The sequence below is a fragment of the Streptomyces sp. GSL17-111 genome, assembly GCF_037911585.1.
Classification (GTDB): Bacteria; Actinomycetota; Actinomycetes; order Streptomycetales; family Streptomycetaceae; genus Streptomyces.
Window position 1 is genome coordinate 4,865,778 of the sequence record NZ_JBAJNS010000001.1, and the last position, 12,717, is coordinate 4,878,494.

General features: G+C 74.5%; 13 protein-coding genes. 10 read left to right on the plus strand and 3 right to left on the minus strand.

The window, feature by feature from the left end:
- Window position 1 precedes the first annotated feature (1 nt).
- Entirely contained in the window at window positions 2–1,807 is a 1,806-nt protein-coding gene (locus V6D49_RS21675; RefSeq protein ID WP_340562112.1) for an AMP-dependent synthetase/ligase, read from the minus strand.
- A gap of 320 nt (window positions 1,808–2,127) precedes the next feature.
- Between V6D49_RS21675 and V6D49_RS21680 the strand changes: the two genes are divergently transcribed.
- The 6 genes from V6D49_RS21680 (at window position 2,128) to V6D49_RS21705 (ending at window position 7,097) form a co-directional block, all read left to right on the plus strand.
- Window positions 2,128–2,898, plus strand: coding sequence for a metallophosphoesterase family protein (locus V6D49_RS21680; protein WP_340562114.1), 771 nt, complete (start codon window positions 2,128–2,130; stop codon window positions 2,896–2,898).
- An 80-nt stretch (window positions 2,899–2,978) separates the two neighbouring features.
- On the plus strand, window positions 2,979–3,437 hold the full coding sequence (locus V6D49_RS21685) for an SRPBCC family protein (RefSeq protein ID WP_340562116.1): 459 nt from the start codon (window positions 2,979–2,981) through the stop codon (window positions 3,435–3,437).
- A 1-nt stretch (window position 3,438) separates the two neighbouring features.
- Entirely contained in the window at window positions 3,439–4,614 is a 1,176-nt protein-coding gene (locus V6D49_RS21690; RefSeq protein WP_340562117.1) for an ArsA family ATPase, read from the plus strand.
- Between the two features lie 97 nt (window positions 4,615–4,711).
- On the plus strand, window positions 4,712–5,191 hold the full coding sequence (locus V6D49_RS21695; protein WP_340562119.1) for a DUF5304 domain-containing protein: 480 nt from the start codon (window positions 4,712–4,714) through the stop codon (window positions 5,189–5,191).
- A gap of 134 nt (window positions 5,192–5,325) precedes the next feature.
- Entirely contained in the window at window positions 5,326–6,267 is a 942-nt protein-coding gene (locus V6D49_RS21700; protein WP_340562120.1) for an ROK family glucokinase, read from the plus strand.
- A gap of 77 nt (window positions 6,268–6,344) precedes the next feature.
- Window positions 6,345–7,097 (plus strand): endonuclease/exonuclease/phosphatase family protein, encoded by a 753-nt coding sequence (locus tag V6D49_RS21705; RefSeq protein ID WP_340562122.1) that lies wholly within the window; start codon window positions 6,345–6,347, stop codon window positions 7,095–7,097.
- Window positions 7,098–7,127: 30 nt separating this feature from the next.
- Here V6D49_RS21705 and V6D49_RS21710 read toward each other — a convergent pair whose 3' ends face one another.
- Window positions 7,128–7,844: a hypothetical protein gene (locus V6D49_RS21710; protein WP_340562124.1), complete on the minus strand. Its 717-nt coding sequence runs from the start codon at window positions 7,842–7,844 to the stop codon at window positions 7,128–7,130.
- Window positions 7,831–8,604: an alpha/beta hydrolase gene (locus V6D49_RS21715; RefSeq protein ID WP_340562126.1), complete on the minus strand. Its 774-nt coding sequence runs from the start codon at window positions 8,602–8,604 to the stop codon at window positions 7,831–7,833. Before V6D49_RS21715 ends, V6D49_RS21710 begins: the two co-directional genes overlap by 14 nt.
- Window positions 8,605–8,753: 149 nt before the next feature.
- Here V6D49_RS21715 and V6D49_RS21720 point away from each other — a divergent pair, with 149 nt between their 5' ends.
- The 4 genes from V6D49_RS21720 (at window position 8,754) to V6D49_RS21735 (ending at window position 12,652) form a co-directional block, all read left to right on the plus strand.
- Complete coding sequence (locus tag V6D49_RS21720) at window positions 8,754–9,569, plus strand: lysophospholipid acyltransferase family protein (protein ID WP_445330576.1); 816 nt, start codon at window positions 8,754–8,756, stop codon at window positions 9,567–9,569.
- Window positions 9,570–9,709: 140 nt separating this feature from the next.
- A complete protein-coding gene (gene macS / locus V6D49_RS21725; RefSeq protein WP_340564205.1) occupies window positions 9,710–10,894 on the plus strand; it encodes a MacS family sensor histidine kinase in 1,185 nt (394 codons plus the stop codon).
- On the plus strand, window positions 10,887–11,606 hold the full coding sequence (locus tag V6D49_RS21730) for a response regulator transcription factor (RefSeq protein WP_340562130.1): 720 nt from the start codon (window positions 10,887–10,889) through the stop codon (window positions 11,604–11,606). Before macS ends, V6D49_RS21730 begins: the two co-directional genes overlap by 8 nt.
- A gap of 47 nt (window positions 11,607–11,653) precedes the next feature.
- Complete coding sequence (locus V6D49_RS21735) at window positions 11,654–12,652, plus strand: ATP-dependent 6-phosphofructokinase (protein WP_340562131.1); 999 nt, start codon at window positions 11,654–11,656, stop codon at window positions 12,650–12,652.
- Window positions 12,653–12,717 lie beyond the last annotated feature (65 nt).

Genomic DNA, 12,717 nt, shown 5'->3' on the forward strand with positions numbered 1-12,717 from the left:
GTCAGGTGTAGAGCGCCTCGATCTCGTGCGCGAAGTCCTTCGCGACGACGTTGCGCTTCAGCTTGAGCGAGGGCGTGATGTGCCCCGACTCCTCGGTGAACTGCGCGGGCAGGATGCGGAACCTGCGGATGGACTCCGCCCGCGACACCGCCGCGTTGCCGTCGTCCACGGCCTGCTGGACGGCCGCCAGCAGCTCCGGGTCGGCCAGCAGGTCCTGGTGGCTCAGCCCGCTCTTGCCGTGCTCCTCGGCCCAGCGGGGCAGGAACTCCTCGTCCAGGGTGACGAGCGCGGCCACGTAGGGCCGTCCGTCGCCGACGACCATGCACTCGGCCACCAGCGCGTGCGCCCGGATGCGGTCCTCGATCACGGCGGGGGCGACGTTCTTGCCGCCCGCCGTCACCAGGATCTCCTTCTTGCGGCCGGTGATCGACAGGTAGCCGTCCTCGTCGAGGGTGCCGATGTCACCGGTGTGGAACCAGCCCTCGGAGAGCACCTCGGCCGTGGCCGTCTCGTTGTTCCAGTAGCCGGAGAACAGGTGGTCGCCGTGGAGCATGACCTCGCCGTCGTCGGCGATCCGCACGACGCTGCCGGGCAGCGGCTGGCCGACGGTGCCGATCTTCTGCCGGTCCCACGGGTTGAACGCCGTCGCCGCGCAGGACTCCGTGAGCCCGTAGCCCTCCAGCACGGTGAAGCCGATGCCCCGGTAGAAGTGGCCGAGCCGGGCGCCGAGCGGGGCGCCGCCGGAGATGGCGTGCGTGGCGCGGCCGCCGAGGACGGCGCGGAGCTTGGCGTAGACGAGCCGGTCGAAGACCTTGTGCTTGAGCCGGAGCCCCAGCGACGGGCCGCCCGGCGCCTCCAGGGCCTCGCTGTAGGCGATGGCGGTGGCCGCCGCCCTGTCGAAGATCTTCCCCTTGCCGTCGGCCTCGGCCTTGGCCCGCGCGGAGTTGTAGACCTTCTCGAACACGCGGGGCACACCGAGCACGATCGTCGGCCGGAAGGAGGCCAGCTCGTCGGTGAGCGTCTTGATGTCCGACACCAGGCCGAGCCGGATGGGCGCCATGACGGCGGCGTTCTGCACCATGCGTCCGAAGACGTGCGCGGTGGGCAGGAAGAGCAGGACCGAGCCCTCGCCGGGGCGGAAGAGCGGCTTCAGCCGCTCGACGATGTTGCCGCACTCGGCGAAGAACGCCCGGTGGGTGAGCACGCAGCCCTTGGGACGGCCCGTGGTCCCTGAGGTGTAGACGATCGTCGCGGGGGAGTCGGCGCGGGTGGCCGCACCGCGCTCGGCGAGCGCCTCCTCGGTGACACCGGCCGCCGCTCCGCGCTCGGTCAGCTCGGCGACGGCGCCGTCGTCGATCGTCCACACGTCCCGCAGCTCCGGCAGCCGGTCGCGCAGCGCCTCGACGGCCTTGGCGTGCTCCGGGCTCTCCACGAGAACGGCCACCGCGCCCGAGTCGCCCAGGATCCAGGCCGTCTGCTCGGGGGAGCTCGTCTCGTACACCGGCACCGTCACCGCGCCGGCGCACCAGATCGCGTAGTCCAGCAGCGTCCACTCGTAGCGGGTGCGCGACATCAGGGCGACCCGGTCGCCCGCCGCGACGCCCGCCGCGATCAGACCCCTGGCGGCGGCCTCCACCTCGGCGAGGAACTCCGTCGCCGAGACGTCCACCCAGCGGGCCGGGTCGCGTGGGTCCTTGCGGGCCATCACGGCGAGGTCCGGGTACCGCGCGGCGTTCCGCCGGACCAGATCCGTCAGGTTGCCGTCCGCGGGGACCTCGTACAGGGCCGGAAGGCTGAACTCACGCAAGACTGCTGCTCCTCGTCGGCGCCGGGGTGTTGCCGTTGCGGCGAGACCGGGACGAGTCTCGCGTGCGGGACGGCCCGGACGTTACCCATCGGTACGGGTACCGGTACAGGGCTGGGTGGCAGATGTTCCCTGTGTCACACCGGCCGGGCCGCAGGGGTTCCGCGCGGCTGACCGCCCACCGACCCTAGTCCACGAAGCCGGTAAACCGGTAGTAACCCCCCTACACCCGGCCCACCCGGCACGGCGGTCCCCGCGCGCCGGTCCGGGCGCCGCCCCGCACGGGCCGAGGAGCGCCGAGACGGCTTCCGTAAGGTTGGGCCATGCGACGTACGCGGGTTCACGTGGTCAGCGACGTGCACGGCAACGCCGAGGCCCTCGCGCGGGCGGGCGAGGGTGCGGACGTCACCCTCTGCCTCGGCGACCTCGTCCTCTTCCTCGACTACGCCGACCACAGCCGGGGGATCTTCCCGGAGCTGTTCGGCGCGGAGGCCGCCGGCCGCTACGTGGCGCTGCGCACCGAGCGCCGCTACGCCGAGGCCCGCGCCTTCGCCCGGGACCTGTGGGGCGAGACGGACCGGGCCGCCGCGATCGAGGCCGCCGTCCGCCGCCAGTACGCCGAGCTGTTCGCGGCCCTGCCCACCCCCACGTTCGCGACCTACGGGAACGTGGACGTGCCCCGGCTGTGGCCGGAGTACGCCGGTGAGGGCATCACCGTCCTGGACGGTCAGACCGTGGAGATCGGCGGCCTCACCGTGGGCTTCGTCGGCGGCGGGCTGCGCACCCCGATGAGGACCCCCTACGAGCTGGACCCCGAGACGTTCGCCGCCAAGGTCGCCGCCCTCGGCCCCGTGGACGTGCTGTGCTCGCACATCCCGCCCGACGTCCCCGAGCTGTGCTACGACACGGTCGCCCGCCGCTTCGAGCACGGCAGCCGCGCCCTCCTGGAGGCCATCCACACGGTGCGGCCCCGGTACGCCCTCTTCGGTCACGTGCACCAGCCGCTGGCCCGGCGCATGCGGATCGGCGCCACCGAATGCGTCAACGTCGGCCACTTCAACGCCACCGGGGAGCCCTTCGTCCTGGAGTGGTGACGTGTGCGTCCCCGGCGCGCGGTAGCCTTCAGCGGCACCGGCTCCAGCAGTTCGAACGGGTCACGCGGAGGACCACAGCGATGGCGGAACACACCAGGTCGAGCATCACCATCGACGCGGCACCGGCCGAAGTGATGGGCGTGATCGCCGACTTCGCCCGCTACCCGGACTGGACGGGGGAGGTGCAGGAGGCCGAGGTCCTCGCAACGGACGCCGAGGGCCGCGCCGAGCGGGTGCGGCTGCTGCTGGACGCGGGCGCCATCCGCGACGAGCACACCCTCGCCTACACCTGGCACTCGGCGCACGAGGTCAGCTGGTCGCTGGTGAAGTCGCAGATGCTGCGCGCGCTCGACGGCTCCTACCGCCTGGCCCCGGCCGGCCCCGACCACACCGAGGTCACGTACCAGCTGACGGTGGACGTCAAGATCCCCATGCTCGGCATGATCAAGCGCAAGGCCGAGAAGGTCATCATCGACCGCGCCCTGGAGGGCCTGAAGCAGCGCGTCGAGTCCGGCGCCGGCCGGGCCGACCAGGGCTGACGTGCGACGCACGGTCCTCGTCACCGGCACCGGCGGGGCCGGGCGCAGCACGGTGGCGGCGGCCACGGCGCTCGCCGCCGCACGCGAGGGCCGTCGCACGGTGCTGATCGGCCCCGAACCGCTCCCCGAGGCCCTGCACGCCGTCGACGGACTGCGGCACGTGCGGCTCGACGCGGCGCGGACGTTCCGCTCGGCGGCGCTGGACCTCCAGAGCCGTGGCAAGGCCGCCCTCGACTTCCTCGGCGCGTCGGCGCTGGAGGAGGACGAACTGACGGAACCACCGGGCGCCGCGGCCTTCACCCTCCTGCACACCCTCCGGGCCCTGCACGACGGGGACGACGGGGACGGGGAGGGGGCCGGGGGCGGCTGGGACGTCCTCGTCGCCGACCTGCCGCCCGTCGCCGACGCCCTCGCGCAGCTGGCCCTGCCCGAGCAGCTCGCCCGCTACCTGGACCGCCTGCTGCCCCCGCAGCGGCAGGCGGCCCGGGCCCTGCGTCCGATGCTCGCCCAGCTCGCGGGCGTGCCGGCGCCCGCCGACCGGCTCTACGACACCGCCGCCCGCTGGCAGGACGCGCTGGCCGGGGTCCGGGAGGTGCTGGCGGCGCCCGGCACGTCGGTTCAGCTGGTGGTGGGCGCCGAGGCCGGAACGCCCGCCGCCGTGGCCGAGGCGCGGGCGGGGCTCGCGCTTTACGGCGTGCCGCTGGACGCCGTCACGGTGAACCGGATGCTGCCCGCCGCGTCCCCCGATCCGTTCCTGGCCGCGCTGAGCGGCGGGCAGCGGGAGGTCGTCGGGGAACTGCGCGCCGCGCTGGGGCCGGTGCCGCTGCGCGAGCTCCCCTGGCGCCCCGGCGCACCGCGCACGCCCGAGGAGTTGGCCGCGCTCGGCGTGCCCGCCCCCGCGTCGGCGCCCGGCCCCCGTCCGGTGCCGCGCGTCGAGGACCGCAGGGACGCCGAGGACGAGCTGGTGTGGCGGCTCCCGCTGCCGGGCGCCGTCCGGGAGCGGCTCGACCTGGTACGGCGCGGCGACGAGGTGATCGTCACGGTCGGTCCGTGCCGCCGCGCCCTTCCGCTGGACGGGGCCCTCGCCCGCTGCACGGTCGTCGGAGCGCGCCTCGCGGACGGAGAACTCGCGGTCCGCTTCCGCCCCGACCCCGCACTGTGGCCGCGCGGGCGGTGACCGGTACTGTCGGAAGTCCGAAGGCCCGGGACCCGGGAACCCCGTAGGTCCCCGAGTGCCCCCGGACCGTGACCGAGACCTGCCGCAGGAGGCCGCGATGAGTGACGCCACCGAACGCGAGCCCGAGGGTGACGCCTGGGCGGGTGCGTGCGCCGAGGACCTGGCGGCCGAGCGGGCACGCCGCCGCGAGAAGTACGGTCCGCAGCCGGGCAGCGCCGCCGAGGAGCTGCGCCGCCTCGCGGAGTCCGTCGCCGACCGGATCGCGGACGTCGCGGCGCCGCTGGCCGGGCAGGCGTTCGGCGCGGCGGGCCAGGGCGAGCGGTGGGCGCGGCAGTTCGTGGAGAGCGCCCGGGCGGCCGTGGAACCCGTCGTCGAGCGGAACCCGCAGGTCTTCGAGCACCTGTCGGCCGCCGGCGGCGAGTTGTTGGCCGCGTACCGCTCCGCGGTGACGGACGCCGAGCAGCGCTGGACCCGGCGTCCGGACGGCACGGACCGGTCCACCGCCCGCCCGGAGGCCGACTCCGGGGACGACCGCCGCGACGAGCCGCCGGGCACCGAGCACATCGACCTGGACTGACTCCTTCCGCTTCCGGCCCCGCCGCCTGCGGGCGCCCCCTGCGGAGTGCCCGCACTGCGGGCGGTGGGCGCCCGGGTCCCGGCCGCTCCGGTAACGTTGAGTTCAGCGGGGCTCTACCTAAAGCTGAGGGACATATGGGACTCACCATTGGCGTCGACATCGGCGGTACCAAAGTCGCGGCCGGCGTCGTCGACGAGGCCGGGAACATTCTCGAGACCAGTACGGTACCGACCCCGCAGACAGCCGAAGGCGTGATCAACGGCATCGCCGACGCGGTGCGCGCGGCCAGCGCCGAGCACCAGGTGGACGCCGTCGGCATCGGCGCGCCGGGGTACGTCGACGACAAGCGGGCGACGGTGCTCTTCACCCCCAACCTGACCTGGCGGCACGAGCCGCTGAAGGACAGGGTGGAGCAGCGCATCGGCCTGCCCGTCGTCATCGAGAACGACGCCAACGCCGCGGCCTGGGGCGAGTACCGGTTCGGCGCCGGCAAGGGCCACGACGACGTCGTGTGCATCACGCTCGGCACCGGCCTGGGCGGCGGCATCATCATCGGCGGCAGGCTGCACCGCGGCCGGTACGGAGTGGCCGCCGAGTTCGGGCACATCCGCATGGTGCCGGACGGGCTGCTGTGCGGCTGCGGCAACCAGGGCTGCTGGGAGCAGTACGCCTCCGGCAGCGCCCTCGTGCGGTACGCGCGGCAGCGCGCCGCCGCCACCCCCGAGAACGCCGACATCCTCCTCGGCCTGGGCGACGGTACGCCCGGCGGCGTCCAGGGCAAGCACGTCAGCCAGGCGGCCCGGGAAGGGTGCCCGGTGGCGATCGACTCCTTCCGGGAACTGGCCCGCTGGGCCGGTGCCGGGCTGGCCGACCTGGCGACGCTCTTCGACCCCGGCGCGTTCATCGTCGGCGGCGGCGTCTCGGACGAGGGCGAGCTCGTGCTGGAGCCCATCCGCAAGTCCTACCGCCGCTGGCTGGTCGGCGCCCAGTGGCGGCCGCAGGCGCAGGTGCTGGCGGCGCAGCTGGGCGGGAAGGCGGGGCTGGTCGGCGCGGCCGACCTGGCGCGGCAGGGCTGAACGCCTCCCGGCAGGGCTGAACACCGCCCGGCAGGGCGCGGCTGACGGCCCGTCACACCGCGTCGTACGGTAAGGGCATGACGCCGCCGCTCGCGGACCTGCCCGCATCCCGTACCGATGCCGACGGCTCGGCCGTCATCCGTCTGCTCAGCTACAACATCCGCTCCCTGCGGGACGACGAGGGGGCGCTGGCCCAGGTCATCCGGGCCTGCGCCCCCGACGTCGTCTGTGTCCAGGAGGCCCCGCGCTTCTTCCGCTGGCGCAAGCACGCGTCCCGGCTGGCCCGACGGACCGGCCTGGTCCACGTCACCGGGGGTGCGACGGCGTGCGGGCCGATGATCCTCTCCTCCCTGCGCGCGACGGTGGAGAGCGCCGAGGACGTGCTGCTGCCCCGCACCCCCGGGCTGCACCGGCGCGGCCTGGCCACGGCGGTGCTGCGCTTCGGCGAGCGGGCGCGGCTGTCGGTGGTCAGCTGCCACCTGAGCCTCGCCGCGTGGGAGCGGGCGCAGCAGGCCGCCGCGCTGCTGGACCGGGTGGCCGCCATGCCGGGGCCCGTCGTCGTGGCCGGTGACCTCAACGAGCGGCCGGACGGCGCCGCCTTCCGGCAGCTCGGGGAGCGGCTGCGGGACGGCTGGGTCGCCAGGCCGTGGGGGGAGGAGTACACCTCGACCGCCGCCCGGCCGCACCAGCGGATCGACGCCGTCCTCGCCGACGCCGACGTGGAGGTGCTCGGCTGCGGCGTCCCCGCCGGTCTTCCGGGCGTCACCCCGCAGGCGCTGCGCGCGGCGTCCGACCATCGCCCGGTGCTGGCGGCACTGCGTCTGCGGTGACGAGCGGCCCGGACCGGGCCGCCGCACCGGTCAGACGACCGCGCCCCGGCCCGGGTCGTCCCAGTCGTCGTCCTCACGGCCGTCGCGCATGCGCATGACGAGCGTGCCGAAGCCCCCGAGGAAGCCGCCGATGCCCAGCATGGACATCCACCACGTCATGTCCCAGCCGAACAGCACGGCCGCCAGCAGCAGCGCGGGGCCGCCCAGCACGGCCAGCCAGGCGAACTTCGTCGTCGCGTCCGCCGGGGGCAGTGGTGGCGGTTCCGGAGGGACGAAGTGGTCGTCCTCCTCCCGCTCGGGCGCCACCCAGTCCCGGGGGCCGTTGCCCGCCGAGTAGACGGTGATGCTGCGCTCCGGCAGGTCGCCCTGGGCGGAGCCCCCGTCGTGCCCGGTGCCGGCCGCGTCGTCGGCCGTACCGTCGGGCGCTTCCCGGGTCGCCGCACCGGCCTTCCCCGAGTCACCGACGTCACCGGAGTCCCCGACGTCCCCGACGTCCCCGACGTCCCCGGAATCACCGGCTTCCCCGGTGCCCCTGGCGTCCCCCGGCTCCGCGGCGTCCCCGCTCTCCCCGGCGGCCCTGCCCGGGGTGTCGGCGGACCGCTCGGTTCCGTCCCGGGCCTCGGCCTTCGCCCAGACGCCCGGCGGATCCGGCGGCTCGGCTCCGTAACCGGCGACGATCTGCGCCCATGCGGCGTCCTCGTCCAGCGGCTCCCGGCCCTCGCCGGGGCCCTGCTCACGTTCCGTCACGTGCGGTCTTCCTCGCTGCCAGGCGGGTGATGAATGCGTGGGAGTCGGCGAATATGCGCTCCGCGTCGTGGTCCAGTGTGGCGACGTGGTAGCTGTTCTCCAACACGGTCTCCGTCACATCGGTGGACGAGACGGACCGCAGGATCAGCGCCGAGTCCGACGGCGGCACGACGTGGTCCACCCGGCTGTGCATCACCAGGAGCGGCTGGGTGACCTGCGGCAGCTCGCCCCGCGTCAGCCGGAAGAAGGCGCGCAGGGAGTGCGCGGCGTGCAGCGGCACCCGTGCGTAGCCGATCTCCTCGGGCCCCTCCTTGCGGATGTCGCTGGTGATGCCCCGCGTCGAGCGGACGAGGTGGCGCAGGACCGGCAGGGCGTAGCCCTGGAGCCGGGGGAACGTCATGCCGGGGTTGACGACGGTGATGCCGCTGATCGCGTCGCCGTGCCGGGCCGCCAGCCGCAGGGCCAGGGCGCCGCCCATGGACAGGCCGCCGACGAAGACCTGGCGGCAGCGCCGCCGCAGCAGGTGCAGCTCGTGGTCGAGCGCCGCGTACCAGTCCTGCCAGCCGGTGACGGCCATGTCCTCCCAGCGGGTGCCGTGCCCCGGCAGCAGCGGAACGCTCACGCTCAGCCCCTGGTCGGCGAGGTACTGCCCCCAGGGGCGTACCGACTGCGGGGCGCCGGTGAAGCCGTGGCTGATGAGGACGCCGATCTCGTCGGAGCCGTCGTGACGCATCGGCTCGCACCCGGGAAGCAACGGCACGGTGGTTCTCCATTCGGGGCACACGTGGAGCCTTGAGGGGGTCCTGCCACCCTACGCGCACGTACCGGCACCGGGTAGTCCGGTACGCCCGGCGGACGGCGCTCGGGGGCGGGATAAGGTGCTGGACGTCGACACAGGAGGTTCCCGGGTTGTTGTACGGAGCGATGAAGGTCTCCATCGGAGGGTCGCTGAAGCTTGCCTTCCGCCCCTGGGTGGAGGGCCTTGAGCATGTCCCGTCCGAGGGGCCGGCGATCCTCGCCAGCAACCACCTGTCCTTCTCGGACTCCTTCTTCCTGCCCGCCGTGCTGGACCGCAAGGTCACCTTCGTGGCCAAGGCGGAGTACTTCACCACCCCCGGGATCAAGGGACGGTTGACGGCCGCGTTCTTCAAGGGCGTCGGCCAGCTCCCGGTGGACCGGTCCGGTGCGCGTGGCGCGGCCGAGGCGGCGATCAGGAGCGGCGTGGAGGTCCTGGAGGGCGGCGGCCTCTTCGGCATCTACCCCGAGGGCACCCGGTCCCCCGACGGGCGGCTGTACCGGGGCAAGCCCGGCGGGCTGGCGCGGATCGCGCTCGCCACCGGGGCTCCCGTGATCCCCGTCGCGATGATCGACACGGAGAAGATCCAGCCGCCCGGCAAGGTCGTTCCCAAGCTCATGCGGCCCGGCATCCGCATCGGGAAGCCGCTGGACTTCAGCCGCTACCAGGGGATGGAGGGGGACCGCTTCATCCAGCGTTCGCTGACCGACGAGGTCATGTACGAGATCATGAAGCTCTCCGGCCAGGAGTACGTGGACATGTACGCCACGGCCGCCAAGCGCCAGATCGCCGAGGCCGCCAAACGGGAGGCCGAGGAGGAGAAGGCGGCGAAGGCGGCGGCCAAGGAGGCCGCGCGGAAGGCGGACCGGCCCACCGGGCAGGACGGGGCCGGGCAGGGCGAAACGGACCAGGGCGGCCACGCGGCCTGACGTCACCCGGGGGGGTATCGATGACGGGCACGGAAGCACGGGGCGAGGGGCGCACGCCCTCGGAAGTGGAGGGTGTGGCGGACGCCGGGACCGCGCGCGGGCGCGGTCGGCCGTGGTGGTCCCCGCGCATCGCCGGCGGGATGTCGGTGGAGGCCCCGCTGTGGCGCGCGCTCGCCGGGTACCGGGTGCTGACCAGCGCCTACGCCATCGCCGTCTTCAGCTGGAACAGCGACGCCTACGCCCGTCCGCTGCCCGGCGCCGTGTACCTGGCCGTCCTCGCGCTGTGGACGCTGGCCACCCTCGGCCACGTCTCCTCGGCCGAGCGCTGCACGCCGCGCTTCCTCGCCGCCGACCTGGCCGTCGCGCTGACCGGCGTCCTCATCACGCCGCTGGCCGACACGCGGGACGCCGTGGGGCCGACGCTGCCCTCCGTGTGGGTGGCGGGCGCGGTGCTGGCGTTCGCGATCAAGGGCGGCTGGCGCTGGGCGACGGCGGCCTCCCTGATCATCGGCGCGGCCAACGTCGTCGAACGCGGTGAACTGTCACGGGACACGGTCCACAACATCCTGCTCGTCACCGTCGCCAGCATCGGCATCGGCTACGTCGTCGAGGTGGCCCGCGTCTCCGAGCGCACGCTCGCCGAGGCGCTGCGCATCGAGGCCGCGACCCGGGAACGGGAGCGGCTGGCCCGCGACATCCACGACAGCGTCCTCCAGGTCCTGGCCATGGTGCAGCGCCGGGGCTCCGCGCTCGGCGGTGAGGCGGCGGAGCTGGGCCGGCTGGCCGGTGAGCAGGAGGTGGCGCTGCGCTCGCTCGTCTCCGGCGGCCCGGGCCCACAGCCGCCCGCGTCACCGCCCGCGTCACCGCCCGCAGGGCGGTTGCCCGGGCCCCGGCGGAGCCCGCGGCCCCCGTCCGGTCCGGCACCGGACGGCGGGCCGGTCGACCTCCGGTCGCTGCTCGCCCCGCACGCGGGTCACCGGGTCACCCTCGCCGAACCGGGAGCCCCCGTGCTGCTGCCCCCGCGGACCGCGCGGGCCGTCGCCGCCGCCGTCACCGCCGCCCTGGACAACGTCCGGCGGCACGCGGGCGCGCAGGCCCGCGCGTGGGTCCTGCTGGAGGACGAGCCGGACGCCGTCCTCGTGACCGTCCGGGACGACGGCCCCGGCATCCCCGCCGGACGACTCGCGGCGGCCGAGGCGGAGGGCCGGATGGGTGTGTCACTCTCGATCCGGGGACGGCTGCGGGAGCTGGGCGGCAGCGCGGAGGTCCTCACGATCCCCGGACAGGGGACGGAAGTTGAGCTGAAGGTGCCGAAACATGACTGACTCCCGGAGCGGGACGGCCGCAGCACCCGTGCGGGTGATGGTCGTCGACGACCACCCGATGTGGCGCGACGCCGTCGCCCGCGACCTCGCGGCGGCCGGGTTCGACGTCGTCGCGACCGCCGGGGACGGCCCGCAGGCCGTCCGCCGGGCCGAGGCGGTGCGGCCCGACGTCCTCGTCCTCGACCTCAACCTGCCCGGTCTGCCCGGTGTGGAGGTCTGCCGGCGGCTGGTGGGGGAGGGCTCCGCGCTGCGGGTCCTCGTCCTGTCGGCGAGCGGCGAGCACGCCGACGTGCTGGAGGCGGTCAAGTCCGGCGCGACCGGGTACCTGGTCAAGTCCGCCGGCCCCGAGGAGCTGATCGAGGCGGTCCGGCGCACCGCCGTCGGCGACCCCGTCTTCACCCCCGGCCTGGCCGGGCTGGTGCTCGGCGAGTACCGGCGGCTGGCCGGGGAGGCCGGGGAGGCCGGGGAGGCCGGTGCGGGCGCGACGGCGCGCGGGGCGGACGGCCCCGAGACCCCGCACCTCACGGAGCGGGAGACGGAGGTGCTGCGGCTGGTCGCCAAGGGCCTGTCGTACAAGCAGATCGCCGAGCGTCTGGTGATCAGCCACCGCACCGTGCAGAACCACGTGCAGAACACCCTCGGCAAGCTCCAGCTCCACAACCGGGTGGAGCTGGTCCGCTATGCCATCGAGACCGGGCTCGACGACGCGTAGCGCCCGGTAACGTACCGTCGCGGAATCATCACAGAAGGGAGCACGGCATGCGCGTCGGACTGCTCACCGGGGGGAGCGACTGCCCCGGGCTCAACGCGGTCATCCGGGCCGTCGTGCGCAAGGGCGTCCAGGACCACGGCGACACCTTCGTCGGGTTCCGGGACGGCTGGCGCGGCGTGCTCGTCGACGACGCGACGGAGCTGGGCATCACGGACGTGCGCGGCACCCTGCCGCGCGGCGGCACCATCCTCGGCTCCTCGCGCACCGACCCCCTCGCCCAGGCCGACGGCCCCGCGCGGGTGCGGGCGACCCTGGAGTCCCGTGGGCTGGACGGGCTCATCGTGATCGGCGGCATCCACACCCTCGGCGCGGCCGCCTCCCTCGCCGACGAGCACGGGCTGCCCTGCGTCGGCGTCCCGAAGACCATCGACAACGACGTCTCCCGCACGGACTACACCGTCGGCTTCGACACCGCCGTCACCGTCGCCACGGAGACCATCGACCGCCTGCACACGACGGCCGAGTCCCACAAACGGGTGCTGGTGGTGGAGGTGATGGGCCGCGAGAGCGGCTGGATCGCCACCTACGCGGGCCTGGCCGGCGGCGCGAACGGGGTGCTCATCCCCGAGTACCCCTTCGACCTGGAGCGGGTCTGCTCCTGGGTCACCTCCCGCTTCGGGGCCAGCTACGCCCCCATCGTCGTCGTCGCCGACAACGCCCGGCCCGCCGACACCACCGTCCGGCTCGGTGGCCTGTCCGGCATCGGCGAGTGGCTGGGCCGGGAGATCGAACGCCGCACCGGCCACGAGGCCCGCGCCACCGTGCTCGGACACATCCAGCGCGGCGGCACGCCCACGCCCTTCGACCGCTGGCTGGCCACCCGCTTCGGGCTGCACGCCATCGACGCCGTCCACGACCGGGCCTGGGGGCGGATGGTCGCCCTGCACGGCACGGAGGTGACCCGCGTCCGCCTCGCCGACGCCGTCGCCGCCCCCAAGACCGTCGACCGGAGCCGGTACGCCGAGAACGAGGTCTTCTTCGGCTGATCCCGGCGCCGGCGCGGACGGGTCCGCTCCGGCGCCGCACCCGGACGCGTCCGCCCCTCAGCCCT

Coding starts and splice junctions, on each gene's coding strand:
- V6D49_RS21730 (WP_340562130.1), top strand. CDS start 10,887: ATGACTGACTCCCGGAGCGGGACGGCCGCAGCACCCGTGCGGGTGATG.
- V6D49_RS21705 (WP_340562122.1), top strand. CDS start 6,345: ATGACGCCGCCGCTCGCGGACCTGCCCGCATCCCGTACCGATGCCGAC.
- V6D49_RS21695 (WP_340562119.1), top strand. CDS start 4,712: ATGAGTGACGCCACCGAACGCGAGCCCGAGGGTGACGCCTGGGCGGGT.
- V6D49_RS21685 (WP_340562116.1), top strand. CDS start 2,979: ATGGCGGAACACACCAGGTCGAGCATCACCATCGACGCGGCACCGGCC.
- macS (WP_340564205.1), top strand. CDS start 9,710: ATGTCGGTGGAGGCCCCGCTGTGGCGCGCGCTCGCCGGGTACCGGGTG.
- V6D49_RS21700 (WP_340562120.1), top strand. CDS start 5,326: ATGGGACTCACCATTGGCGTCGACATCGGCGGTACCAAAGTCGCGGCC.
- V6D49_RS21680 (WP_340562114.1), top strand. CDS start 2,128: ATGCGACGTACGCGGGTTCACGTGGTCAGCGACGTGCACGGCAACGCC.
- V6D49_RS21735 (WP_340562131.1), top strand. CDS start 11,654: ATGCGCGTCGGACTGCTCACCGGGGGGAGCGACTGCCCCGGGCTCAAC.